The organism is Armatimonadota bacterium, assembly GCA_013314775.1.
In the GTDB taxonomy this organism is placed as follows: domain Bacteria; phylum Armatimonadota; class Zipacnadia; order Zipacnadales; family JABUFB01; genus JABUFB01.
Genome location: JABUFB010000012.1, coordinates 91566 through 117604, shown reverse-complemented (window position 1 = coordinate 117604; position 26039 = coordinate 91566). Strand labels below are relative to the sequence as shown.

At 64.0% G+C, this 26039-nt stretch carries 13 protein-coding genes; 5 read left to right on the top strand and 8 right to left on the bottom strand.

Going from position 1 to position 26039, the window contains the following annotated elements:
- The first annotated feature begins 161 nt into the window (after window positions 1-161).
- Together HPY44_16360 and HPY44_16355 are read left to right on the top strand one after the other, a co-directional pair.
- Window positions 162-2828, top strand: coding sequence for an extracellular solute-binding protein (locus tag HPY44_16360; GenBank protein ID NSW57584.1), 2667 nt, complete (start codon window positions 162-164; stop codon window positions 2826-2828).
- Window positions 2829-2831: 3 nt separating this feature from the next.
- Complete coding sequence (locus HPY44_16355; GenBank protein NSW57583.1) at window positions 2832-4790, top strand: carbohydrate ABC transporter permease; 1959 nt, start codon at window positions 2832-2834, stop codon at window positions 4788-4790.
- Window positions 4791-4926: 136 nt separating this feature from the next.
- Here the strand turns inward: HPY44_16355 and HPY44_16350 are convergent, their stop codons facing one another.
- The 4 genes from HPY44_16350 to HPY44_16335 form a co-directional block, all read right to left on the bottom strand.
- The gene (locus HPY44_16350; GenBank protein NSW57582.1) at window positions 4927-5208 is read right to left on the bottom strand and encodes a hypothetical protein; all 282 of its coding nucleotides are present in this window, start codon (window positions 5206-5208) and stop codon (window positions 4927-4929) included.
- Between the two features lie 14 nt (window positions 5209-5222).
- A complete protein-coding gene (locus tag HPY44_16345) occupies window positions 5223-9035 on the bottom strand; it encodes a LamG domain-containing protein (GenBank protein ID NSW57581.1) in 3813 nt (1270 codons plus the stop codon).
- Window positions 9036-9104: 69 nt separating this feature from the next.
- The gene (locus HPY44_16340; GenBank protein NSW57580.1) at window positions 9105-10172 is read right to left on the bottom strand and encodes a serine hydrolase; all 1068 of its coding nucleotides are present in this window, start codon (window positions 10170-10172) and stop codon (window positions 9105-9107) included.
- Window positions 10162-11868 carry a CocE/NonD family hydrolase gene (locus HPY44_16335; GenBank protein ID NSW57579.1) on the bottom strand — a complete coding sequence of 569 codons (1707 nt, stop codon included), beginning with the start codon at window positions 11866-11868 and terminating at the stop codon, window positions 10162-10164. The genes HPY44_16340 and HPY44_16335 overlap by 11 nt, the downstream gene beginning before the upstream one ends.
- 357 nt (window positions 11869-12225) lie before the next feature.
- On the opposite strand from HPY44_16335, the gene HPY44_16330 reads away from it, so the two are divergent.
- Complete coding sequence (locus tag HPY44_16330; GenBank protein ID NSW57578.1) at window positions 12226-12918, top strand: LamG domain-containing protein; 693 nt, start codon at window positions 12226-12228, stop codon at window positions 12916-12918.
- Between the two features lie 154 nt (window positions 12919-13072).
- Here the strand turns inward: HPY44_16330 and HPY44_16325 are convergent, their stop codons facing one another.
- Window positions 13073-15601, bottom strand: a complete 2529-nt coding sequence (locus HPY44_16325) for a hypothetical protein (protein NSW57577.1) — start codon at window positions 15599-15601, stop codon at window positions 13073-13075.
- Between the two features lie 4 nt (window positions 15602-15605).
- Window positions 15606-20621, bottom strand: coding sequence for a hypothetical protein (locus HPY44_16320; GenBank protein ID NSW57576.1), 5016 nt, complete (start codon window positions 20619-20621; stop codon window positions 15606-15608).
- A gap of 177 nt (window positions 20622-20798) precedes the next feature.
- On the opposite strand from HPY44_16320, the gene HPY44_16315 reads away from it, so the two are divergent.
- Together HPY44_16315 and HPY44_16310 are read left to right on the top strand one after the other, a co-directional pair.
- Window positions 20799-20996 (top strand): hypothetical protein, encoded by a 198-nt coding sequence (locus HPY44_16315; protein NSW57575.1) that lies wholly within the window; start codon window positions 20799-20801, stop codon window positions 20994-20996.
- Window positions 20997-21008: 12 nt separating this feature from the next.
- Window positions 21009-21167: a hypothetical protein gene (locus HPY44_16310; GenBank protein ID NSW57574.1), complete on the top strand. Its 159-nt coding sequence runs from the start codon at window positions 21009-21011 to the stop codon at window positions 21165-21167.
- A gap of 51 nt (window positions 21168-21218) precedes the next feature.
- On the opposite strand, the gene HPY44_16305 is transcribed toward HPY44_16310, so the two are convergent.
- Entirely contained in the window at window positions 21219-23408 is a 2190-nt protein-coding gene (locus HPY44_16305) for a hypothetical protein (GenBank protein ID NSW57573.1), read from the bottom strand.
- A gap of 28 nt (window positions 23409-23436) precedes the next feature.
- Window positions 23437-25980, bottom strand: coding sequence for a hypothetical protein (locus tag HPY44_16300; GenBank protein ID NSW57572.1), 2544 nt, complete (start codon window positions 25978-25980; stop codon window positions 23437-23439).
- Window positions 25981-26039: the final 59 nt, after the last annotated feature.

The window sequence follows — 26039 nt, the reverse complement described above, 5'->3', positions numbered from 1 at the left end:
TAGGCCCCCGACCTGCGACTGCCTCGCGCTTTTCAAAGACCGCGCCGTGTGATATTCTACTCAACACACCTGACGCGTTCGTTCCGCCACCGAATCCGGGACTCCCGATAACTACCAACGCCCTGGACCGTGTTCACATCTTCCCGCAAAGGATGATCAGGTTGGGCCTGCGACGCTGTCTGCCCGTACTCGCGCTTCTTATCTCCAATTTCTGCGCCTTGCGTCCCGCGTCATGCGAACCCGGCCCGCAGGACACTGTCTTCCCAATCTCCGTCACCTCCCGGTACAACGCCCAGAATCGCCAGCCCAAGATCATCCGGGACTTCCTCGCGGAGCACCCCAATGTGCGTCTGGTGCAGTGGGACGGCATCCGCATGCCCGCCGAGGGCGCCCGGGCAAGCCTGGCCATGGCTATGGCCGCGAACATCGGTCCGGATATCTTCGAAACCGACATACGTCAGGCCGTTGAGCAGCGTCTTGCATACCCGCTCGTAGAATGGATCGGCGAAGACGGGGTTCTCGCCAACGGAAAGCCAAAGCTCGGTAAGGACGGCAAGCCCGATCTCAACGGCCTTATCGACTTGGACGAGAGCAAGTGGCCGGAATGGGCGAACATCAAGCCCTTGTACCGCCAGGTTGTCACGGTGGACGGCAAGCCCTATGCCTTGCCCAATCGCGGCGGAACATACGTGGGCATTCTCTACAGCAAGACCCTCCTTCGCAAGGCCGGTCTCGATCCGATGAACCCGCCAAAGACCTATGACGAGTTCATTCGCTGGGTGCGACTCCTGTATGACCCGGTCAAGAAAACCTTCGGCCTGGAGCTAACCTCGCAGAGCTGGGCGTTCGCGCCGTGGGTGGCCACGACAGGCTCGAGCATCGTCGTCCAGGACCGCAAGTGCCCCACCTGCGGAGAGATAGTTACCCTCAATGAGCAGGAGACCGACCTGACCTGCAGTAAGGGACACGATGTATCCACCGCCAAGCCCAAATGGCGCTGCAATGTGGCCAGCCCCGAATGCACCGCCGCCGTGGCTTTCTACCACCGCCTGCGCTGGGCTCCGTGGATTCTGGACAAGGCATCCGGGGAGCCCGTGGAGTTGACACAGCAGGATGTGGACAACGGTTTCGTCATGTTCCAGGGCCGCCGGGTGACCTTCGCGAAAGACGACGTGATCGAAGGATGCATCGGCGTCACTACCACCAACCTGCTGGAAACCCTCAAGCGACTGGGCCGAGACCTTGCCATGTACCCGCTCTGGGCGGGGGACATGACGGAGTTCCAGAACCTGGGCATCCCGCCGGATGACCTGGGCATGATGCCCTTCCCCGCGATGAACGACAAGTTGCGCCCGGTGCTGCAGGCATCCAATAGCTTTTTCATGATCGGCAAGGACGTCCTGCGCCGCGGCGGTCATTCCGAGAAGGACAGGAAGGCCTACCGCGACCTGGTCTGGGAGATGATGCGGCGCATCTGCAGTCCCGAGGGCTCCGACGAGGAGATCCGCCGCAAGGTGGCTGCCGGGCAGGCCAAGTTTCTCAACCCCCGCGACCTGGAGCGTCTCGGCTTTCAGGATTACCTGCGGGAGATTCCACCCGAGAACCTGCGGATGTGGAAGCAGATCGAGAACGGCGAAATCCTGGAGGTCGTGGAGCCCTTCATGGGCAAGTGGCTTCAATTCCGGGACTTCTACCAGCGCGAGATCATTGATCTGGTCCTGCGCCCAAGCGGGAAGGACTTCGACTACAAGACCGCCCTGAAAAACCTGGAGCGCGACGCGAATACAGGGATCATGTTCGAGCGCCCTCGCGAAGTGCTTGATAAGTACCGCCCGAAGGCGCGGATCATCGCCGGGTTCATTGCCCTGTTCTTCGCGTTTTTCACCGTGCTCATCGTGCGCGACCAGTTACGCAAGACGGAGAGCAGGGCGGGCGTGTATACGGGTTGGTTGCCGTGGTTGATGCTCCTGCCCGCGCTGGCGTCCATTGCGTTGTGGGGCTACTACCCCCTGGCCCGTGGTCTTGTCATGGCTTTCCAGGACTACAAGGTGGTCGGGCATTCGCCGTTCGTTGGACTGAGCAATTTCATCAGTATCGCGCTTGACCCCAACTTCTACCACTACCTGCTGACCACGTTCCGTTTCGTCCTGTGGAACCTTGGCCTGGCGTTCTGCACCCCGATCATCCTGGCGTTCCTGCTGACTGAGGTGCCGCGGTTCAAGGTCTTCTTCCGTACACTGTTCTTTCTGCCGCAGATGACCTCGGGTCTGGTCGTCACTCTTATGTGGAAGGAAATGTACGCCGGGACTGCGCAGGGCACGATCAACCGAGTCCTCGCGCCGATACTCGGCCTGTGGGACCTGCCTCCGGTGGACTGGCTGGGCAACCCGCACACGGTCATGGCCTGCGTCATCATCCCCAGCGTCTGGGCGTCGGCTGGCATCAGCAGTCTGATCTACCTGGCGGCGCTCAAGTCCGTGCCAGAGGAGCTCTACGAGGCGTCCAGTCTCGACGGCGCCACAATCCTCGGCCGCATCCGACATATCACCATCCCGACCATCTCCCCGCTGGTGCTCATCAATTTCGTGGGGGCTTTCATCGCCACGTTCCAGTCCATGGGCTCCATCTTCCTGCTCACCTTCGGCGGGCCGGGCAAGGAGACCATGGTCATGGGGATGGCGATCTGGCAGGAGGCGTACGTGAACATGCGTTTTTCGCTGGCCACCTCGTACGCCTGGATTCTCGGCAGCATCCTTATCGGTTTCACCTACATGCAGCTTCGCATCCTGCGCCGGGTGGACTTCCGCCAGGCGAGGGGAGACGACTGACGAGTGCCAATTATCAACGATATCGACCGCAAGACACCCAAGGGTCGCGCAGTGATCATGGGCATTTACATCGCCTTGATCATCGGCGGCATAACCATGGTCTACCCCTTCATGGTCATGCTCACAGGGTCGGTCAGCAATGGCTTCGACTACGACCGCCGCGACCCCATGCCCCGGTACCTGTGGTCGGTCGAAGACCGCTTCATGCACATGCTGTGCGCCTACTTCCCACCGGCCCACAGGGCATCATTGCGCCAGGTACGCGCGTATTTTCCGGACCTGCCCGCGGACTGGACCATATGGAGCCAGATCGGCGATGACCACGAGAACAGTGACGCGTGGGCCGCGAAGCAGCTTGTCCGTCTCAAGGATCCTGAGCAGCGCGAGCAACTTGAGGCAGCGGCGCGAGACTACGCGGAGTTCATGGAGACGTGGGACCTGCGCGAGACGATCCTGGCCTATGACAACCGGTATGTCGCGCCTTTCCTGCGCGCGCGCTACAAGACCCTGGAGAACCTGAACAAGGCCTGGCAGATGTCCATCGACGACTTTGCCAAGGTGAACGCCAGCGAATGGAGCGGCGAGCCCATCGACCAGGCCAGTTACACGCCGGAACTCGACGTGCGCTACGAGGACCTGCTGGAGTTCCGCAAAGCCTACCGCGACAACCGCTTCACCCCATATCTCAAGGGTGAAGGCGCATACGCGGGTTACCTGAGGCCGGCAGCGCTGCGGTTCATCTGGGAGGACTACGTCGCGAAACAGGACGAAACGCTTACGCCCGAGCAACTGGCCGCCTTGCCGTTCCCGGTGCCTGATGACGCGCCGGCGGAGCAAGTGGCGATGTGGCGGCAGTTCCTGATGACCGACTTCCCTCTGCGTCACGTTGAGATTAGCGTTGCCGGCAGACAGGCGAAGTTCCAGAAGTTCTTGCAGGACCGGTTCCCCAGCATTGACTACCTGAACCGCGTCCTGGCCGGGACCGGGCAGACCTGGGACCCGGTCTCGAAGTGGGAGGACATCAAGCTCACGCCAACCGTCCCCAACGGCCCCCTGGGCCGGGTCTGGATGGACTTCCTGCGCACCAACATCCCCGTGGAGCAGTGGCGCATCCGCGACACCCTGCCCGAGCAAGCCTTCCAGAAATTCGCACTCAAGCGCCACGGCAGCTTGGCGGCGATCAACGCCGCCTACGGGCTGAACCTCACCTCAATTGAGCAGCTCGGCATTCCCTTCGGACAAGCCCTGCTGGTCACCTTCGACAACAAGCAAAGGTCCTTCCTGCTCGACAACCTTTTCGGTAACTACATGGCGGTCATCGACTACCTTATCCACCGTGGCCTCGCGGTGCGCAACACGGTGATTCTGGTCTGCCTGGCGGTCTTCATCGCGCTTACCGTCAACCCGCTTGCGGCGTATGCCCTGAGCCGGTTCCGCCTGCGTGGGTCAGATAAGATCATCATCTTCTGCCTTGCAACCATGGCCTTCCCGGCAGCGGTCGCAGCGATCCCCGGCTTCCTGCTTCTGCGCGACCTCGGCTTGCTCAACACCTTCGCCGCCCTGGTGCTCCCCGGTGCAGCAAACGGCATGACTATCTTTCTGCTCAAGGGGTTTTTCGACTCGCTGCCCCAGGAGCTGTACGAGGCGGCGACTATCGACGGTGCGCCCGAATGGCTCATCTTCATCCGGGTCTCATTGCCGCTGGTCAAACCGATCCTGGCGGTGGGGATGCTGAACGCCTTCATCGCGGCGTACAATGGGTGGGAGTGGGCGATCATCGTGGCCCAGGACCCGAAGATCTGGACCATCGCAGTGTGGACCTACCAGTTCTCGCAGACGCTTGCAGGAGCGCCATACGTGGTGATGGCCTCCTTCATCGTGAACTCAATCCCGGTGCTACTGGTCTTCCTGTTCTGCCAGAAGATCATTCTGCGCGGGATCATCCTGCCGCAGATGAAGTAGGCGGGAGCCAAGAATCACCCTGTCATCTTAGCACATTGGGGACCGGTGCCCGAGTTTGGACCTTTTCCGAACTCGGGCGCCTGTACCCAACGCGTCTTCACCCAGGATCTGCTGAAGCTGCACCGCTGCCTCAGCCCTACTTCAGCCTCACATCAACCACCGCCACATCCCCCGCCGGCACACTCAGGCTCAGATTCCTCTCACTCACCTCAACCGGCTCGTTCAGCCAGAGTTCTCTGGCCTGCGCCACTTCACCGAGACGCACCGTGACCGTTCCCTCCCAGTCCGCGAACAGCTCATTGTTGGTCAAGGTCACCAGCAGCCGCTTCGGGTCATTCGCGAAACAGTTTACCCGCACATTCAGCCCACCGGGCTCACAGGACACCGGGCTGAAGCTCCCGAAGTACTCGCCAAGCACCGCCCGTACACCTTTCAGCAGCGTGTAAGGTGCTCCATGTTCACCAGTTCCGGCGCGGCATAATTCAGCCTGTCGGTCATCCAGTAGTCCGCCGCGCCCACAATCACCCGGCCCTGACCTGCCGCGTTCACCGTCACCAACCCGTGCCCCCGCTCATTCACCAGCAGCGCCTGTGCACCGTTGAGCGTCAAGACGCTGTAGGTATAGGGGTGCTCGTCGAACACCTCGCCGGTGTCCGTGCGCCTGGACAGAACCCCTCTACGCTCGTCGCCGCAAGTCACCCCGGTGAGTTCCTCGGGCAACTGCCGCGCGTGCTTCGCGTCGGTGATCAGGTCCCCGCCGGCCTCCACGAAGGCCCGGAGCTTCGCGGTGATCTCAGGCGTCAGTTCCACGTCACCCAGGAGCATGATCGCCTGATACTGCTGGATGATGTCCTGATGGCAGCGGTTGTTCAGCACGTCAAAGATGTCGCCGAAGGGTGTGGGGGTGATGAAGCCGCGCTCACTGCGCAGATAACTGCAGTCCTCGTAACCGGGCCAGACCATCCGGAACATGCCGTCGATAAGGTAGTCGCCCTTTTCGTACGGCAGCTTGCCCCAGATCTTGTACTTGTCGCCCCGGTAGAGGTGGCGCGGCATGTTCCAGCCGTTGTAGAAGTCCAGCATGAAGGCCACCGGAGTGTACATGACGCCCCGGTCCGGGTGTTCCTCGACCCATCGCTTGATGGCCAGGTGCTGGGCACCCAGGGGGCTGAGTTCCGGCGCCCCGCTTTCCAGGCGGTCGGCGGTGAACTGGGAGGTCTCGGTGCCCACGATGCTGTCGCCGCCGGAGTAGCTCTGGAAGAACAGGCGCCGGTGCAGGCTGAGGGAACAGCCCTTGTTGGGGCCGAGCCCATACCCGCCGGGGTTCTCATTGCGTCGGTCGTGGTACATGTTGTAGCCGTAGCGGTTCCAGATCGAGGTGGCCTGGGTCAGAAGCCGACCGTACTGCTTGCCGGCGCCGCGCAGGAACGCGAACATAAGAGTGTCGCTGGGGAGTCCTTGCGCGGTCTCAAGGCCCAGGGTGCGCGCGCCGCGTTCCCCGTAGTAATGGGAAAAGTTGAGGGACCCGGTGGCGTTCATGAAGTTCATGCTGTCATTGCAGATGCCCTCGTCCCACCGCACGAAATCCTCCCAGCCTTCCTTTCGGTTGGTGTGCGGGCCACGGTCCGCGTAGGCCCCGATGTACCGTCCGTCCTGCTCCCCATTGTCGTACCCCAGGAAGCGGTCGCCGAACACCCGCAGCAGGGCCTGGTGGTGCTCGGGCTCAACTCGCGGCGTCGGGCCTGCTTCGCCGAAGGGCACATAGCCCCAGATGTCCCACAGGATCAGATTTCGGCGGTTCACCTCGCGCAGCCGCTCTTCCATGTCCCCGAGCGCCTTCGCGTACGCCGCGTCGTCCGCGTAATTCCGGCGTTGAGGTAATATGCCGATGTGCGGCCAGCAGATGTCGCCGAAGTCATAGTGGGTGTGAAAATCGTCGAGCGCTGGGGCAGAGATATCACGTGCCCCGGTGAAATGCAGATCGTAACCCAGGACACCCCGTGTTACCGGCTTCGGCTCGGTGATCGCAAACAGCGGGTGCTCTTCGGGCACAACAGGCTGCGTCCAGGGGTGGAATCCCGGAGCAAGCAGCGTGGCGCCCCTCGCGGGCACGTCAGGCAGCATCTCCCGCGCCGCCAGAACAGCCGCCGCATAGCCTTCGGGTGTGGCGATGATATCTCGACGCTCGAACTTCGGAGCAATGATCGCGCACGCGAAATCGTTCACCTCTTCCGCCCGCATATTGCCCTCGTCCAGCACTACGCAGACCGCCGACACGCGGCCGGGGTCGAACACCGTGTTGCCCTCGAAGGACAGGGGGACGTTCACCTGTTGTGGGGCGGCTGAGTTGTCGCGCCTGCGCCACAACAGCTTTTCGTCGCCCTTGGCGTCTATCAGCCACAGGGAGACCACGTGCCCTCTGCCCTGCCCGCGAAACTCGAAACTCACCCTGCCGAAGGGTTCCAGATCCCATGCGCAGTCATGAACGAAGCGCACGGCGTCCCCTGCGAAGAGATCTTCTTCATTCGTGTTGGTGAACCGCGTCGCGAAGCGCAACTCACAAGTATCTCCTGATTGACCCAGCCTCGCCGACGGTTCCTCCGGCTTTCCGAAATCAGCCCGTGCGTCCCAGTCCGAAGCCCTGCAAAGGAAGTCTCCCGCGGGCACCGGGAACCTGTTCCACGGCACCCGCGCCGGACCGACTTGCGCCACGGGATCAAGCCGCAGCGCCACCATGTCCGGCAGGAAATTCTGGACCCGCAGCCAATGTGGGCCCGGATCAAGGGTGACCGTTCCCTGGTATTCCCAGAAGGCATCCTGCGCCATGGTGCGTCCTGTGCTGTTGCGCGCGCCCATGTGGTAGGGGTGCACATCGACGCCATCCACCACGATGTCACACGGGCGGAACCCCGAGCTGGCGTAGCGCATATAGACGCGGTATGCCGACCGCGCTGGCACGTCGAACCACCACTCCACGTGCCCCTCGCCCACGATGCAGGGCGGCTGGTCGGCACGAGATGCATCGATCTCCGGTGCGCCCTGCACGCGGTCCACGTTGCCGGGCAGAAGCACGATGCGTCCCGAGTTCGGCGCGCGATCCGCGCCCACACCGAGAATCGCTAGCACCGGCGGACCGAAGGTGCGGCGTGACTGCACCTCGCCCTCCCAGGATGCAACTGGTGCGCCCTTGGCGCTGAGAGTTGCTTGCTTTAGTGCGAAGTACCCCCCGGTGTCCACCTGCTCAAGTCCAAGGATGTATCGGCCATCGCCCGCGAACTCGTCAGTCACGTCGATGTCCAACGAAGTCTCAGCGCCGTCTGCGAGGTTCTTCAGCGCATACTCGCCCACAACCACCGCGGGCTTCGCCGGCGGCTTTAGGTAGACCCACCCGGAAGCATTTCCCCCATAGCGCTTCCGCAGAGTCATGCGGAGGGTGGCCTCTCCGGTGCGTTTCGGCTCCCGCAAAGCGGCCGCAGGACGAACCAGTTGCACGGCGGCTTCCGGCATCTCAAACACCTTCTCACCGATTGTAAGCTTGTTATCGGGGTCATAGCGCACGCAGTTGGAGACCCGGAACTCGTCCAGCAGGCCGCTGAACCAGTAATCCATCCCCACATAGCATCCAAGCCACAGGCCCCGCGAGGGAGCGCCCAGCGAGAAGTCCGACGGGCCGGGATGCCGGGCTTTGAGCACCCCGTTGATGAAGAAGCTCACCATCTTCCCATCGTAGGTAATCGCCACATGGTGCCAGCGCCCGGGCCGTAGACTGCCCACCTGCGAGGCTACCTGCTGGTGGGGTTTGCCCTCCGCATTGGGCACTCCGCCGCCCTTGTTGTACAGGGAGATCGAGGCGCCTGAACCGTCGTCCAGTTCGAAGTGGAAGCCCACGTCCTGCCCCGCCATGAACCGCCGTCCCGACGTGTGCTCCTGGTTCGCCCAGCACTCCACAGTAATTTGCCTCAGATCTCGGATCGACTCCGGCACCTCGCGGAACACGCAGTCATCCTCGCCGTCGAACCACAGCGCGCTGCCGAACTTCCCCGGCGACCACTGGGGCCCGCGCAACTCGGCGTGGTTCCCATGCGGGCTGGCATCGTGCAGGACCGCGCCTTCGCCCTCGTCGAAGTGGTAAAGGACGCAGGTGTTTTCATCCGGTTCCAGGGGCTGCAGAGGACTGCCCGGGGACTGCGCGAAACAAGGGGACAGCGCGGCGAGCAGGAGCGCGAACAGCGAAAGGGCAGACACGGGCGCACCACCTTCCAGGGCGGAGAGTGGTACACATTTCGGCGCAGCAAGCAAGGGGACCTCGGGCGATCAGCCGACCTTTACGGGCCCGACAACCAGGTCCGGCGGAAACCGGAACTTGCCGAGCCAGCCGATCTCGTTGCCGAAGGGGAATGCCCGGATATTGGTCTTCGCGACAGACACCAGCGTCTCGGGGTCGCCGCCGACCACGTGGATGTCCACCCCTCCGTGGCCCTGGAGCCACTCCCCGCCCACGATGCGTTCGCCACGCCAGATACCGTGCGTCGCAACCAGCAGCCCGAAGCGCGCCAGGTCGAGGGGCGACATGACCACCCAGCCCGGGCCCCCGCGCACCACAATTCCTTCGATCTCCCACGGACCGTCCACGTATTCGCCGTATCCGGGGAAATCAGGGTACCAGTTGCGGGTCTCGAACAGCACTCTTCCGGGGGTCCAGTCCCAGCGCTCCGCCGGAATGCCAAGCTTCGAGAAAAGCCGCTCGTCGAGCACATCTTTCAGGTCCCGCTGCCACAGGGCCGTAAGCGCCTGACCGAGCCGCCAGTACCCTGCGCTGGAGTACCGCACTGTGGCGCCCGGTGGCGTATGTGCGTAGTTGTCGAAAACCGGGTCGCCGGTCCATTGCACGCCTTCGGGCAACTCCTCGTGGAAGCCCGTCCGGGTGCGCCAGTGATAGCCGCTCTCAATTACGAACCCCGCCTCGTGATTGAGCAGTTGCCGCCAGGTGATCTCGCGGTGCAAACCCTCGTCCATGCACTTGTGCTCATGCGAAAGCTGCCCGCGTCCGGTCCAGACTTCTCGTACCGGTGCGTCTGGGTCCACCAGGCCGGCCTCAGCGGTGATCCCCACCAGTGCCCGAGTCATGCACTTGCCCAGGGACGCCGAGGGCGTCTTGAACTCTGGGTCGCCCCAGGTGTGGACGAGATATCCGCCTCGGGTCAGAGCCGCCCCGTATTCATGGGGCGCGGGAGCCGTGCCGCCCCAGCCGGCAGCTTCAACCGGGGTCGCGGCAAGCGCCGCCGCGAAACCGGCCTCATCAAGCCCGGCCTGCTTTGGGGTGATTCGCTCCCAGTCATCGCCGGGCCACTTCAGCCACTGGGGCAGCCTGTCAGCAGTCATTGCCTGCCGCCTTTCGCTTGGTTTCCGGCGGGATCAGGGGCAGTCGCACCCGCGACGGATATCGGGCGCTGTGATGAATGGTCTGCCGCGCCACCTGCCAGGTGGTATCCGTCGCTGGGTCTCCACCGGTGTTCAGGTTCCGGTCCCAGAGCGGGAAGTTACTGCTGGTGATGTCCAGTCGCAGCCGATGCCCCGCCAGGAACACATTGCTGGTCACGTCGAGATCGATGGTGAGTTCGTACACCGTGCCGGGCTGCATGAGCTTCGGCGGCCCACAGACGCCATCGCGAAACCGCGCCCGGATCACGCCCTCGGTGATGTTCATCGAGCGGCCGTCGGGGTGCACATCCGTGAGCCGCGCCACGAAATCAGTGTCCGGCGCCGACGAACTCGCAAACAGGGTCACGGTTACCGGCCCCGTGATCTCCAGGTCCTCGCCAAGGGCATCGGAAGTGTACGTGAGCACGTCCGGGCGTTGCTCAATCTCGCGCTGGTCGAAGGGTCCCGGTTGGGCCAGCTCGTACAGCCCCGGGTTATACGGGCCGATAGAGTGGTTCCCACCTCGAGTGGGCACGGGATCCGCGGGGTCATAGTCATACTCATCCGGCGGCTCATCGCCGGGCAGTTCAGGGTTGAGGGCCCCGTGGGCATGCAGGAACCAATCCTCATAGCGCGTACGCGCCAGGGGCCATTCCCACTCGTCGCGCCACTGGTTGCGGCCCATCACGAAGATCCGCACCGGCGCCTCCTGCACATCCGCCGGCGAACCGCCGCTCAGCAGCGTGGATAGCCAGCGGTCAGTGGCCCCATTCTCGTCATTCGCGGCAGGCCCGAAATCCAGTTCGCCGAGGACACTGTTGCCGCTGATGCCGTGGGTCCACGGGCCAATGATCACCCGGTGGCTGTCCCGCAGTTCGGCGCTGGGAGCCAGTTCTCGTAAGGCCTGATAGTTGCGGAAGGTCTCGCCCGCGTAGTAGTCATACCAGCCCCCGATGAGCAGCATCGGTGCGCGTACGCGGGCGAAGTCCTTGCGGACGTTAGTGACTTCCCACTGGGGCCCGTACCGGTTGCTCAGGGCATAGTCGCGATACCAGGGCACGATGCCCGCACCGCTTGCCACATCCATTTCCGCAACCGGGAGTGACGACAGCAGCGACCGCACGTCGAAAAGCGGCATCAGCGCGGCCTGGGATGTGGGCGCGGAACACTCGAAGCACAGCCAGCTCCAGGTCAGGCCAAGGCTGAAAACCCCATCGCAGTAATACGCGCGTTTCCAGCAATCGCCGGCCATAAACCGCGGCACCAGCGCGCACAGGGCCGGGTGTCCTGAGAGCGCCGCGTAGAACTGAGTGGCGGCGAGATATGAGTCGCCGAACATCCCCACGCGCCCGTTGCACCAGTCCTGGGCCACCAGCCAGTTCAGAGTGTCTTCGCCGTCCGCGGTCTCATTGACGAAGGGATACCACTCGCCGCCGGAACCGTATCTCCCACGCACATCCTGGACCACGAAGGCGACCCCACGCCGGGCGAAGTCCACTCCCTGCATGGGCACCCGGTTGTACGCAGTGCGCACGAGAACCGTGGGGTATGTCCCGGCTTCAGTGGGCAGGTATACGGTGGTGGCGAGACTGACGCCATCCCGCATGGGCACCAATACGTTGCGCAGAATGCGGCAGTCCCGGGCGAAGTTGGTCATCGGTGGCTCCCTCTGTGTGGCGGGCTCAGATCCGCCCGACGCCGGCCTTCCTTACCTGCGGTTCGCCGTTCGTGGAAAAGACAATGCTGACTGGCAGCCGTTCCTTACAGACTCAGCATTGCCCCAACTCACCCAACGTCCCCCGGAGCACCTCCGCGCCCTCTTCCTGCCGCGACACGGTGGCATACAGGTGCCCCTCGTGAACCAGGCTGCGCGGATACCCGGATTGGCCGCCCTTCCAGCGGCCCTCCCCGCGTTCGTCCCGAGCGCCAACCATACAGGTCGCCTGCGCTCCCACGTCGAAGAATCTTCGACGTTCGCGCGCAATGAGCCTCCGCTTTGTTCGGGGTGACCTGCATGAAAGCATTGCTCCCTGTTGTGACGCTGTTGGGCATCACCATCTCCTGCGCCGCGCAGCCGCCGGTAGCAGCCTTGTCTTTCGACGAGGGCCAGGGGCGCATTGCCCTGGCTTCATCACCCTTCGGGCACCGCGCTCGCATAACCGCGCCGCAATGGGTGCCCGGCAAGATCGGGACCGCGTTGTCCTTCACTGCCGAGGATTCCGCTGTGCGACTGGGCCGCCGCGCGTGGCTCAACCTTGACCAGCAGCTCACCCTGGAAGCCTGGATCTGCCCCGGTGCTCCCGATGACCGGTCGCACATCATCATCGCGAAGAACGACGAGTACCTCCTGCGCCTGGACAAGCAGCCCGAAGGTGGGCGTATCTCCTTCTTCGTGCACGTGGGCACACCCGCGGTAAACTGGGAGCCGAGGGTATCCAGCAAGACCCCGCCCGAGCCCGGCAAGTGGACCCATGTTGTGGCCACCTGGGACGGAGCCAGCCTGCGCATGTACATCGACGGCGCACTCCAGGACGAACGCGCTCGAGTGGGATTCCCGAACCCCAATCCGTACCCCGTGATGATCGGCAATTTCGAGTACCCCAGTTGCCACGGCGGGAGCTTCGGTGGGCTAATCGACGAGGTCCGCATCTACAACCGCGCGCTGACTCAGGACGAGGTTGCCCAGCGATACGCGGCTACGCGGTGATCGCTGCTTCTTCGGAGGCGGTGTGCGTGTTCTCGCGCTTGCTCGCGTTCGGCGCAATCCCCGCCGAGGGCCAACCCGGACGCGCGGAAGCACTGGCGAAGATAGATGCATTGCGCGAAGCGGACGAAGCGGAGGGACCGGTGCCGTAACCCGGTCAGGGCAAGGCGAACCTCAGCGTCTTGATCTCGAAGGGCCGCAGGCTGAACCGGGCCTCACCGTCCGCAACCTCAACATCGCCCAGTGGATCCTCCAACAGGTTCACTTCCTCGGCTCTCTCCACTCCCTCGGGTAAGCGGATCCGCACGTCGTCCGTTGCCTCCCCGTGGGACTCGTATACTCGCACCACTGCGCAACCGCTGTGGGACACCTTCAGCGTGGAAACTACCACATTCTGCGGCGCGACCTGTACGAAGCCATGACACAGCCCCAGTCCGCCCGGGTGGTTCGCCGCTGAACAGGCCATGAGCGGGCAGTTGAACGCTTGTCCCTCCTGGGCCAGCCCGGCCTGCCGCCAGTCGCCTGAATGGGGTACCAGCGCGTAGTCGAGAGTCAGCTCCTTCCCCAGTTCGAACCCGGTATCCGAAGACATCCCCGGCCCGTACCCACCGCCGAACCCATAGGCGACGATGCACGTGCTTCGCAGGAGTGACAGCACCAGCGTGCCATCAATGACCGCGTTCCCGGGCAGGCCGCGATTGAGCAATGCGAGACCAATCTGTCCATCGCTCCAGTCCACCCAGTTTTGTGCCGGGAACTCGATGCCTTCAGGCCGCGTGATTGCCCCGAAGGGGATCTCGTGCACGTTCTCGCCGCTCGCGATGGTGGTCGGGAAAATGACCCGGTAGCGCACGAACTTCTCGTCATTCAGTATGTCTGTGCGGACCTCAATCCGTGGCAGCGAATTGTAGACACGCACCGTGGTGCGGAAGCGTCCCTCGTTACCGAGGGGGTGCGCCACGGTGAACTCCGAGAATACCGGACCGCTGACGCCGTGGCCGGTCTCGCCGCGTTGCTCATCGCTGTACAGCGCCTGTCCTCGCGGCGGGACGGGGTGCGGCTCATTCATGGCGATTCGGCTGCCGCCGTCCAGCGGCCGATAGAGTTCCCACAGGTCTCCATGGTCCTCCTCGCGCACCACAATGTTCCCCGGAGCGCGCAGGACCTCCCGGCCATCCGCCTTGCACATGATGCTGCTGATTGCTCCGGTCTGCGGGTCGACTTCCACCCGGTACAGGTCGCTCTCCAACACGCCGGTACTTCCCACTTCACCCAGCTTCGCAGCATCTGGATCATCCGGCTCGGCGGGCAGTATGCGGTAGACGTGGTGGCCAAGCGCCGGGACATCCCGTGCGATGAAAGCGATGCGCGCTTCCACCAGCCCGCCACCCTCAAGGCGCTGTTCACTTATGATCTGGGCGCAGACCGGCTCACCGTCGGGGTCCAGCACGCGCAGCGCCCGCACACCGACATCCGCGAACCCCACCGTCGCGAGGACCGCATCTGTCCGTGAAGACCCCAGCGGGTTGAACACTACCAGCGCCTGCCCATCGCCCTGCGTGTTCAGGCGTTCCGAATACCGGCGCAGGCGCGTCTCGACTTCCTGCTCGGCAATCCGCCGGGCGAAATCAAAGCTCTGCAGCGTGTCCTCATAGACCCGGTCGGTCATCACGCCGGACATGAGGTCGTGGGCCTGGTTGAACAGTACGCGCTCCCACGCCTCCCACACTTGGTCGTCGCAAACGGGCTCTCCCAGCGCGCACAGGAGAACCCCGAGCTTCTCGGCGGTTGTGAGCAAGGTTTCGAGCCGGCGGGTCTGCTGTTTCAGCTCAATGCGGCTGCTGTAGATGCCCTGGAAGATGGGGTTGAGTTCGCCCGAGACTACCGGCGCGTTGGGCCCGAGCTTCACGTCAGCCTCGAAGTCCAGCGGGGTCGCGAGCCGAAGTTGCACGCCGCGCTGGGAACTGGCGTTGTGCTCGCGCACCAATCCGGGCAGGTGCTCCTCGGGAGCGCAAACATCCGCCCCACCCGGCCCGGCTCGCAACGGTCCGGGTGAATAGCGCCCGAGAGCGTCATATCGGGCTTGCATGAACGCGCTGAACTCCGGCAGCGTTTTCGGCGACCCGTAACTCACCGCATAGCTTTCCGGGAGCCAAAAGGCGGGGATGCGCGTGCCGTCGATGCCCTGCCAGAGAAACTCGCCCGGCGTGTCCCAGTCCGGCACTCCGCGGAAAAACCAGAAGGAGTGCAGGCCCGACAGCCTGAGCAACTGGGGCATTTGGGCGTGGTGGCCGAAGGTGTCCAGTTGCCAGCCCACGGTCACATCCACCCCCAGTTCGCGCCGGAAGTAACCTTTGCCGTACAGCACCTGGCGCACCCACGATTCGCCGCCCGGCATGTTCACGTCCAGCATCGAGTCGGTGCCACCGACGATGGCCAGCCGCCCCTCGTTCACGAACCGCCGAAACGCCGGAGCCTCATGAGGGTAGCGTTCGAGAAAGGGCTTCACATAGCAGACCTGGTCCAGCGTGAACCGGTAGTCCGGATCGGCTTTGAGCAGGGCCAGCGCCCGCAGGATGTTGGGCAGCCCCATCTCCAGGTACGCCTCGCGGGTCTGGAAGACCGCGCCTTCCCAGTGCGTATGGGGGATCAGGTAGAACGTGCCGCGGTTTTCGTTCCCGATCATGTGTCTACTCCCCCGTCTTTGCTGCGGTCAGTGCGAGCAGCGCGGGGATACCGCGCGGCTGGTCGCCATACATCATGTCCACGGACGCAATCTCGGTATCCGGGCGCGGGTTGTTCCACTGCATCGAGTACAGGACCGCGGAGAACTCGGTCCCCTCGTACTCGCGCGTCCAGGCGATCTGCGCACCCGGAATTGCCACCGGCGACTTCTGCCGGTAATGTTCGATGTCAATCTCCGCGAACACCGGCACGTTCACGCTCTGCCCGTCCGCGTAGTTGACCACATAGCGCAACGTCTCATACTGCTTGCCTTCGCGAATCTCCCGGTCGTTGCGTCGGACATCCAACCGCGCGGTATGCAGGAAGAACAGGGCGTCGGCTTTCTGGTTCACCGCGATTCCCTTCACTTCGCGCGGCGGGTCGTTAGGTACCCCGTCACCGCCAAGCATGATGCAGTTGAACACCGGGGAGGTCGCGAACTCATACACGTTGTATGGCACACCTGCGAAGATGTGGGGGCCGTTTGGCAGGTCCTTGAGGGTGAACTTCGGGTCCCCGAACCATCCGCGCTCGTTGCGGTACTGATTGGCGTACTTCGACAGATCCACCGGCGTGTACTGCAGGTCCGCCCCTGCCACTACCGTCTTGCCACCCGCAAAAGGCGCCTTGAGATTGCGCAAGATCGTCGCCAGGATATTTCGCTTCTTCACCGCATTCTCGGGCACGTCTTCGGCGTCCTTGAAGTTGATATTGCACAGGACGATATTCCCCGGGCCCTTTACGTAGCGCATCAGCCCGCCCACATTGAGCATCTGTTTCACATCGCGATAGAACTCGGCCGGACGCACGGCTTTCAGGTACACGTTGTCGATGCCGATGTTCGGTGCCTTGCCCTGCACCGGAGTCCATTCGGCGATCTGCAGCGTGACCTCCCTCGCCTCGCGCGGTGGGTCCACGGCGAAGGTCTGCGGCTCAGCATTGGGCTCCACCGCGAAAGACAGCGCTTCATCGCGCTTGCCATCGAAAATCAGGTTCACGCGGTTCTGCGGGTAGTAGAAGGTGTTGCCGACCCAGGTGAACTCCCGGATGGTCTGGGGCTTCTGCAGCGTGATGGTCACGTCGTAGGGCGAGTTGTCCTTGTTGATTGGGAAATTGATGATCAGCGGCCAACCGTCGGCCGAGAAGAACCCGTTGGTGATGTTGTCATAGGCCCAGAAAGGCGAGCTGCCGAAGGACGCGACCTCGTCGTAGTCCACCACATGGGTGAACATGTCGCTGACCACATAGTTGCCCTGGGTCCACGAGAAGATGCGTTCCGAGGAAAAGAGCACCACGTCGCCGGTTGTCAGCCCGGACATCAGTCGATCGCGCACCGGCGGGAACACCACACGCTCCCGTTTGCCGGGCCGGATCATGTGGTCCACGCCCACGATGGTGTTGTAGTCCGCAAGGCCTTCGGGCGTGAGGCCGCACAGGATCAGGCTTCCACCGCGTGCGTTGAACTGCCGCACCGCGTCCAAGTTCGCCGCCAGCAGCTTCAGGTTTTCTGGGGAGGCCGACACCACCGCGATCTTCGCCGCGCCGTCCGCCAGGGCTTCCAGCGGGCCCGCCGCCCGCGTGTACTCCAGCCCCATGGCGTCCAGCGCCTTCGCGACTTGCGAGCCTTCCTCCAGCGCCACTGTAACCGGGCTGAACTCCAGCGTGTAGGTCGCGGCGTAGCCCAGCAGATTGAGCGCAAGCTGCTTTGCCACCGGGTTGGTGGCGATCTGGTCGCACACCTGCAACTGGCACAGCAGCATGAGGCCCTCGTTCACCGGGACCTCGGCCAGCGCAGTGAAGCGCAGGTGGTCGTCGCACTGCACGAGAGAACGCGCACCCCGGCCGGGCTTGGCGTAGGCATTGCGATAAACAAGCCGGTCCGCTCCCCAGGTGAAGAAGTCCTTCTGCTGCAGGCCGCGCAATGCGGGGTGCTCCAGGTCTTCCCCGAAAGCCGTGCGTCCCTCATTGATCGCGGATGCCATCTCCGCCGGCAGTCCTTGGTACCGGAGCGGGTGCTCCTGTTCCAACACCACCACGCGCATGCCTCCCGCTGCAAGCGCCGCCAGCCGGCTGGAACTGGCCTCCCGCGCATCCAACGCGTCCTTGCCCACCAGAAGCACCTTCGTCCCCTGCGGCACCGTATCCAGAGACCCCACGGCGGCGAATGGGATGCCCTGCTCCCTCAGGAAGCGCGACACTGCGCCTTGCGGGTCGTAGACGGCAAGTGTGTCGGTATTCAGGGTTGTGATGCCTTCCGGGGCGCCCGGCTTGAGTACCGAGACCGCTTTCACGTCCCGGAACACTTCCTCACCCCTCACATACAGGGCCAGCGTAAGCTCGCCCTCCTCCCGATGCCCGGTGATCGCCGGCATCGGGATGGTCTCGTCGAACTTCACGCTCTCTCCGGGCGCAATTGCGTATTCCTGCTCACGCCCGGCAACCTGCTTTCCGTCGAAGCTCAGCGCCCATCTGAAGGTGATCGGGTCCGCGAAGCGGCTGTCGTTGAAGATGCCAAAGGTGCGCTGCGCTTGCTGTCCCGATTCGAAGGTCCAATCCCATTGGCGGCAGAACACCGCCCGAGGGCTCATGGCGATATACTGGCTCCTGTCCGTATCGTTCTGGCCCAGCCAGAAATGCCACGCCCCGTAACCGGCCCAGCGGTAGCCCTCGTGCAGAATGCGCTCCCAAATCGCAACGCCGCGCACCGGTTTGCCCGCGAAAGCACCCTCACCCTCGAAGTAAGCGACCTCCGGGTGATTGCCGGTCATATAGAAGTCCTCGCCCAGGAAGCGCGGGCGCTGCTGATCCCACTCCCAGCGTCCCCGTCCGCCGCCTTTCGGGTTGGCCTTGTAAGCGAGATCCGGGTACTCCTGGGGCTTGCCAACCACGTAATGGTCCCCGTGTACCGGGAGGGTCTGCGCCTTGGTCGCGCCGCCGCCATCCACCATGGTCGGGCGCGTCGGGTCGAGGTCGAGCACGGCATTGGACACGTCGGTGACAACCGCCTCGAACTGATCCATCAGGTGCCCGTAGAGATTGATGCAGTTGATGTACAACCATTCGTTCTCCAGCGACCAGATCATGACCGACGGGTGGTTGCGCTCGCCCTTGACCCACGCCAGCACCTGGTCCTTCCAGTTATTGAGCAACTCCATCTTGATCTCGGTGCCGAACAGCTTCTTCAGATCCTCATCGCGCTCCACCGCGTAGTAACCGATAGCCTGGCCGTCCAGCATGCCGCTACGGCGCACGATGATTCCCTTCTCGTCAAACCAGTCCAGCGCTTCGCCGGGCGGCATCCCCTGCCAGGTCGTGCCCCAGAAACGCATCATCTTCTGGTTGAACTCGTGGTATAGCCGTAGCCACTCCTCCCTGCCCGACGCCGTGAAACAGTCGGCCCACCCGTGCCAAACCAGCCCGTTCAGCTTGAAGTCCCGGCCGTCCCAGGCCCATTCCCGGAAGCCGAAGCGGGTCTCGGCGACGTCGACTGTCTGTCCGCCGATGACAAGGCTGGTGCGCAGCCGGTAGAGATTGGGCTCATCCGGCCACCAGAGCTTCGGATTCTCCCAAGCTTCCTGGAGTGCCAGCGTGAGCATCTCCCCGGCCGCAACTGCAAAGGGCGTGGGTTCGAAGGTCTTCTCAACTTCGCCCGTCTTCTCATTGACCGCTTCCCAGCGCAACTCCCCTGCCTGCAGTTGCGCGCCCGGGTTCGTCAGCGTCACCTCCGCTTCCAGCCGCTTGCGAGTCACCGAGGGCTTGCAGAAAACGTCCGCCACGTACACCGGCCCGGCGGCCACCAGCTCAGGCGTGTTGAGGATTCCGGACTCCCCGTGGTGCCAGATAGGGTAGGCCAGGTCCTGCCAGCCATTATCGAAAAACCGCGCGGGGATGTTGAATGTCTTGCGCAGTTTCATGGGGTTGTTGGGGTTCGCCGACCGGCCATACCACGCGTCGCGTATACCCACCCAGATCTCGTTCACCCCGGGCTTCATCCCCGGCGTTACGTCAATCTGGACCCGGGCGAAGGGGTTCTTGTCGAACCCGCAGTAGGTCCCGTTCACGAAGACGGTTGTGTTTAGATTGTTCTGGGGGAAGACCAGGAAGAACCCGCGCCCTGCCAAGGACTCGGGCACATTCACCCGCGTGCGGTACCACAGCCGGTGGCAGAAGATCAAGTCGGGGCGCAACGTGTTCTTGTCGCCGGGAACCTTGATCGCCGTCCAGCGCGGCAGTGCGGGGAAGTCCTGTATCGGCGCGGCGACCGGGCCCGGCAATTGCTCGTCATTGCGGCAGACTTCCCAGGTTCCGTCCAGCTTCACCGAGGACCGTCCCGCGGCGGCATCAGGCTCCGGTAGCGAGAACACGTGCTCAGCCGCGGCACGATCCTCGTCAGTGCGCCAATCCTCGCCCGGCTTGTAATGTGAATAGGGATGGAAGGGTTCGGCGCTCAGGCAGACAACATCGGAAGCGTACAGGATCCTGGCGAACTTGCCCTTGTCGTCCTTGATGCGGGGCAGGCGGATCTCCAGCGTGTGTGGGCCTGGGGCCAATTGCCTCTCCCCCAGTTTGAGCCAGGCCACCTCGCACCAGACATCAAGCTCCATCAGGTCGGTAGTGAGCCTGTCCGGGGCGATGGTCTCCCACTCGCCCTGGTCGATCCGCCACTCGAAAGGTGACCGCACGAACTCGAAACCGATGCGGTCCCACACCTCGTACTTGCCCTCGGCGGGGGCGGTGAACTCATACCGCAGCAGACCGCCCTCTTCGGGGACCTCCTTCTCCACCTTATCCGCGTCCACGCTGATATGGAGCCACTTGCCTTCGGACAGGAACTCGGTACGCCCCCAGCCGGAGACATTGACATTCAGGTTGGCGGAGGTCGTGGCCTCGCCTTCGATCCAGACGAAATCCGCCGCGAGAGAGGGCAGTGCGGCGAGGGTTGCCAGCAGTGCGGCAATCACCAGGACCGGTGTGCGGGGCATGTGACGAATCCTCCTGTGGGTGACGACATCTCGCGCAGGGAGGGGAGACAGCAACCTGGCGCAGAAGTGTTCGCCTCGGCTCCCTGCAGCCCCTTCCATCCCCCTCCGCGAAGGCCAGCGCTGCCCATCGGGGGAACCTCTGCCAGTCGGATGCCGCACAGTCCGGGAGGAGACGCCATGAGAGCCTGCGCGATCGTACTCGCGATCGCCGTCCTGTCCGTTGCCTGCGCGGGGAACCTCCTGGAGAACGGTGGCTTCGAGGGAGAGTACGGCGCAGATGGCGTCGCACCCGGTTGGAAGGACAACTCGTGCTCATCCAAGGGGCCGCTGGGGATCACCTACGCCCGGGAGACCGAGAACGTCCGTGCGGGCTAAGCCTGCCAGCGCATGACGTGCACACAGATCGGTTACATCTCCACCAAGCGCACGGGCCACGCATTCCCCGGTGCGACGCAAGCCTGGGACATGATGGGCCGCCAGTTTGCACTGACTGAGGGCCGGGTCAGGCTCACACCTGACCCGGTGTATGTACTTCTGCCGGAGTAGGCCCTGTGTCTCGCCCGCGTGGGGCCGGCGTCTCGCCGGCCGCAGTTCGCCTCATTGCCCGCGCTCTATCCGGAATGTCGCCTCCATCCATGCAGGCTCCAGGTTCTCCAGGGGCAGCGAGTCCTCGGTGTACGACAGCCGGTACCGAGACCGCGTGCCCTCGGCGACCACTTTCACCCGCACCAGGCCGTCCGGGATGCCGCGCAGGTTGACCTTCTCCCGGTCGCGTTTCACATTACGGGCCACCACCCGGTCATTCACCAGGATCGTGAAACCCTTCGCCGGTCGCCCCACGGTCATCCACTTCAGCCGCAGGTCATCGTCACGCACCACCGGGATCATGCTGTGCCCGGGGCGCTCCGCAGTGGGCGAGGTGAGCACGACCACCGTGGTGTCAGGCTCCGGACGCCGGTACAGGTCTACGAGCGCCCGGACGAGGTTCAGATAGTAGAAACCCCAGCCGCTGTCACATCTATACGCGGGCGCGCTAAGCGAGGTGGGCTCGAAGTCGTCGCTGAACTCGGCGCTGTAGCTGTCGTAGTAGTGGTCCTTGTTGGGTCCATGGCCCTGGCCTTCGGGCTGCCCGGCGAACTCGTTGAACTGGTGCAGATGCAGAAAGCGCGGTCGCTCCCGCAATGCATGCAACCAGTCTTCCGCCAGGGTCGCGCCCCACCTGTGCCCCCGCGATTCCCGACCCATCCAACCCTCGCCGCCGAAACTCCCGATGGACACCGTCATCGCTTCAGCGATCCCGTCGCGCATAGTGGGCACGGGGCGCTTCCAATCCATCCAGGTCCACAGGCCATACTTGTCGGTGCCGTTCACATCCTGGCTCACGCCCACGAATCGGATCGCAAACCGATCGTCCAACTGGATGTTCTCCCGCACATACGAAGCGCCCAGATCGAGGATCTCAACCAGGGGCTTGCCGTCCAATTCGACCCAAAGCCCCTGGTACTTCGGGTTCGCGATGTAGGTGTCCCAGATGAAGGCAAGCTGTTCGCGTACTGCTGTGGGGCCTTCCGGTCGCACGTGGCTAATGCCGCTGAGCAGCGTCATCTTCGGCACCGGATGTCCCTCTTGGCGCATCTGTGCCATGACATCCATCATCAGCGTGGTGTTGTTGATAATCTCCCAGGACCCGGGACCGATCTCTTTCCAGCTCTTCGAGAACCAGATGTGATTGGACCAGTCCGCGAGCAATGCGTCCACGCCGGACTCCATGAACCAGATGAGATGCTGACGAGCCACCTCCGGGTTGCTCGACCAGTACAGGCCCATGAGCGGCACGCCGGGCCCGGTGGTCCAGGTGGCGTTTCGCGGCGTGAACCACGGTTCCCACTGGGCGATAATAACCGTCCGCGGGTCAGCCGGAGGCGTCTCCAGTTTCCGAGCGCGCACCTGGACGGTGACGGTGTTGGACTCCGCTGCACCCTCGATCCTGGGCGAACCGGCCATGATCGCGGTGCGGTCAAGTCCCGGCCAGGGCTCGGGAACCACCACGCCGGTGTTGGCATCGCCGTAGGTCACGGCGGCGTCCCCGCCGTTCGCCATCGAGCCCGGCCAGCCCGCGGGCTCCTCAGCAAATGCGCGCCAGGACGTGTCACTAGAGACGCGCAATTCTCCCTGCGCTGTCTTCACTTCGAGCCGCACCAGGAGCCCGCAAGGTCCCGTGCCGTTCTCCGCGCGCGCCGAGAGCACGTTCTCTCCCGCGCGCAGCAGATCTAGCGGCACCGCCACCGCCTTGTTGTCCTGCCAGCCTCCCTTGTCAGTCACTTTCGTCCCGTTGAGGAACACGGTGGCAACGTCATCCACCGCCACCCAGAGCGTGGCGCTCTCGGGCTCGGCAGGGAGCGTGAAAGAGCGTTGCAGGTAGACCGGCCCGGGCACCCCCTGCCGCGTGTCCCAGATCCAGTGTTCGAGAGGCTTCCTCTCGATCTTCCGCGCCAGCACCTGAATGTGCTTCACCCCGGGCGTGGGCAGCGGCAGGATGAAACGCGCCTGCCCGTTTTCATCGGTGAACTCGTGGGAACCCCAGCGCGTGTCGTTCACGTAGGGCAGCAACTGCCAGCCGGCGGCAGGCTGACCATCCGGCAAGGTCGCCGTCGCGGAGATGATGACGCTTCGGCCCATGCCGATTGTTCTTGCGTTCCCCTCGATCCGCACAGTCGGCAGGGCTTCGCAGAAACCCGACGCCGCCAGCGAGACGCAGATGCTAACCACGGCTATTCCGGTTCGCATGACTTGGGTTACCTCGCCGAGAGTGTTCTCAGTACCTGAGCACCCGGACCTCGCCCTGCTTGACGTCCAGCGTCACCTGCGGGCCCTGGCCCAGCAGGGCGCCGTCCAGTGCGTCGAACACCGGGCCTTCCCTGCCCGTGTCGAAGGTGAGCGGCCCGCTCTCGTGGGCCTGGAAGGAAATGAACCCCTCCGCGGCCCAGACCGTTGCATTGCCCCGGGTGAACAGGTGTACGCCGGCGATGTCGGCGAGCGCGCGCACCAGTTCCGGTGTGAGCTTCGGGACGCCCACGAACACATCGACGCCGGCGTCGGTACGCCGCACCGCAACCGCCGCCGAGCCATCCGAATACGTGGCAAGGGCCTCGTCCGGCGCACATTCCACCGCGAACAGCGGACGGATCGCTGCCTTCGGCCCCCACGGCTCAGTCAGACCAAGCGCGCGGCCGGCTGCGGTTGGGGTGACCTCCGCAGACTCCAGCGCGACGGCCTTCGCCGGGAAACCGGTGATCTCCTCAATGCCCCCGATGTCCTGCCGGTCCGGGTAGATGTACCCCGGCGCATAGCACCAGACCCGCGTTGTCCCCGGGCGGCGGCCGGCAGCAAGAGCCTGCCGCTCTTCGGGCGTGAGCGCCCAGGCGGCGAGGTACACCTGGAGCTTCGCAGGCACATTTCCCGCGATAGCGTCGTCCAGCAGGTACTGCCCGTAACCCGTCCCCGACCGTCCCAGCGCCGCCCGGCTCTCGTAAATGAGCGGGCGCGCGAATGCCGCTGACCCGCCCGGCAAGTGGCACATACTGTCCTCGTCAATGATCGCCGCGATGTCCGGTCTGAAGGGCTGCGCGCGCCGGGTCATTGCTTCGTCCACCGGGCGCAGGCGCTCGATTTCGTCCCAGATGCGGGCGTCGTTGAACCATCCTTGCGCCGGCAGGTCCATCCACCAGGTCCCGAACCCGCGAAGCGCCGCCTGCGCGGTGTTGCGCAACATCACTTGCCGCGTCTGCTCGAGGTCCACCAGCCCGCCCTCCTGCACATGCTCGGCGGTGCGGGGATCCAGGAATGTGCGCGAGTCGTCTTCATTGAGCCACATGATCCCCGCGGCGGTGACGCTCTCGGCCACGGTCATGGAGGGCGCCGTGCCCATCCAATCCCGATCGGTGTAGGAGATCGGCGAGCAGAGGATGTCGATATCCCTGCTCTTCAGGAGAGTCGAGAGTGCGTAATGACCGCAGGTGGGCGCACCGCACTGGGCGGGCGCGAATTCGAAGAGATAGCCGAAGAAGAAGACCACAAGCCGCTCGCCATTGGTTCCACGGCGACACGCCGCCGCCATCGCCGCCACGTGATCGGCCATCTCCTGCTGCTGGAACCGCGCGAAATCGATGAGCCGCTTTTCCCGCGCCGGATCGCGCAGCAGACCGTACGGATGAGCGCGCCGGTCATCCGCACTGGGAGGTTCAGCAGTGGCTGCATCCGGTTCCCCACGCGCCGCCAGCCATTCGCGAAAAGCGGCTCGCGTGGCCGGGTCATACCCGCTCAAAGGCCTGCCCCAGGTGTCCTGGTAGAACCACTCGCCGGTGTTCTGGCCGCACGGGTGGATGCCCGCGAAGTGGTCCGGGAAGGCTTCCGCGAGATGCCTGCAAAGCTTCTCAAGATGAGCGCAGACCGCTTCCCGGTACCCACGGTGGGAGACGCAGGAGACGTTCTTCACCTGATCGCCGTCGTACACCATCCGCGCATCCGGGTTGCGGTCCAGCCACCAATCCGGCGCATTGGCGCTGACACGGGGGACAAGGAGGGCGTTGGGGTTTACGGCGATAATGCGCCGGCACAGGTCGTCCAGCGCCGTCCAGGTCTGGGGTTCTTCGGGCGGCAGCCAGCAGTTGGGTGCGCTGAAAGAAAGCAGGTCCACCCCGGCGTCCCTGGCGAGGGCGACCTGGCTCAGGAATGAGCCCGGGGGCCCGCCCACATAGTTCCACACACCCCCGGTTACATTGTACAGCGCGACGCGAAGCTCCTGGTCAGGCTCCGAACGCGCCCGGAAGCTGCAGCGGTAAAGGCGCTCCGGTGCGAAGCTCATTCCGGTGCGGCTGTACAGATGGAAGTCCGGCCACTTGCCGGAGGGAGGGGCATTGAGCGTCACGCGCACCGCACCGTTCTCCACCGCCATTTTCCCCACGGTATTCTCCTCACCTACCGGCCAATGCAGCCAGACCTTTGCGAAGCCCTCTTCCGTCGCGAAGCTTCCCTGCGGCAGAACGTCCTCGCCCGTCTCGGCATCCTGAATCCGCACGTCGGCCAGCCAGACATCCCCCGGCACCTGGGAGAAACGAAAGTGCAGCGTCCCCCCGCCTTTCACCTCACCGGGCATGAACTCGAAGGAGTAGTCGGTCCACTGGGCGGTGGTGGGGGTTCGACCTGAGTTCATGGAGCCCCAGAAGAACCGTGGCGGCACAGGCTCACCGTTCACATGAATCTGCGGCCCGCCCGGGGTGGGCTGGACGCGAACCGTGAGAGCGCTCGCGGGGACGAGAGCGAGGGTGAGGCAGCTCAGCGCAAGTGCGAACTGAACCATGGCAACCTCCGTGGACTGGATGGCGATTGGGTGATGTTTCGGGGGAAGGGGACGAGGCA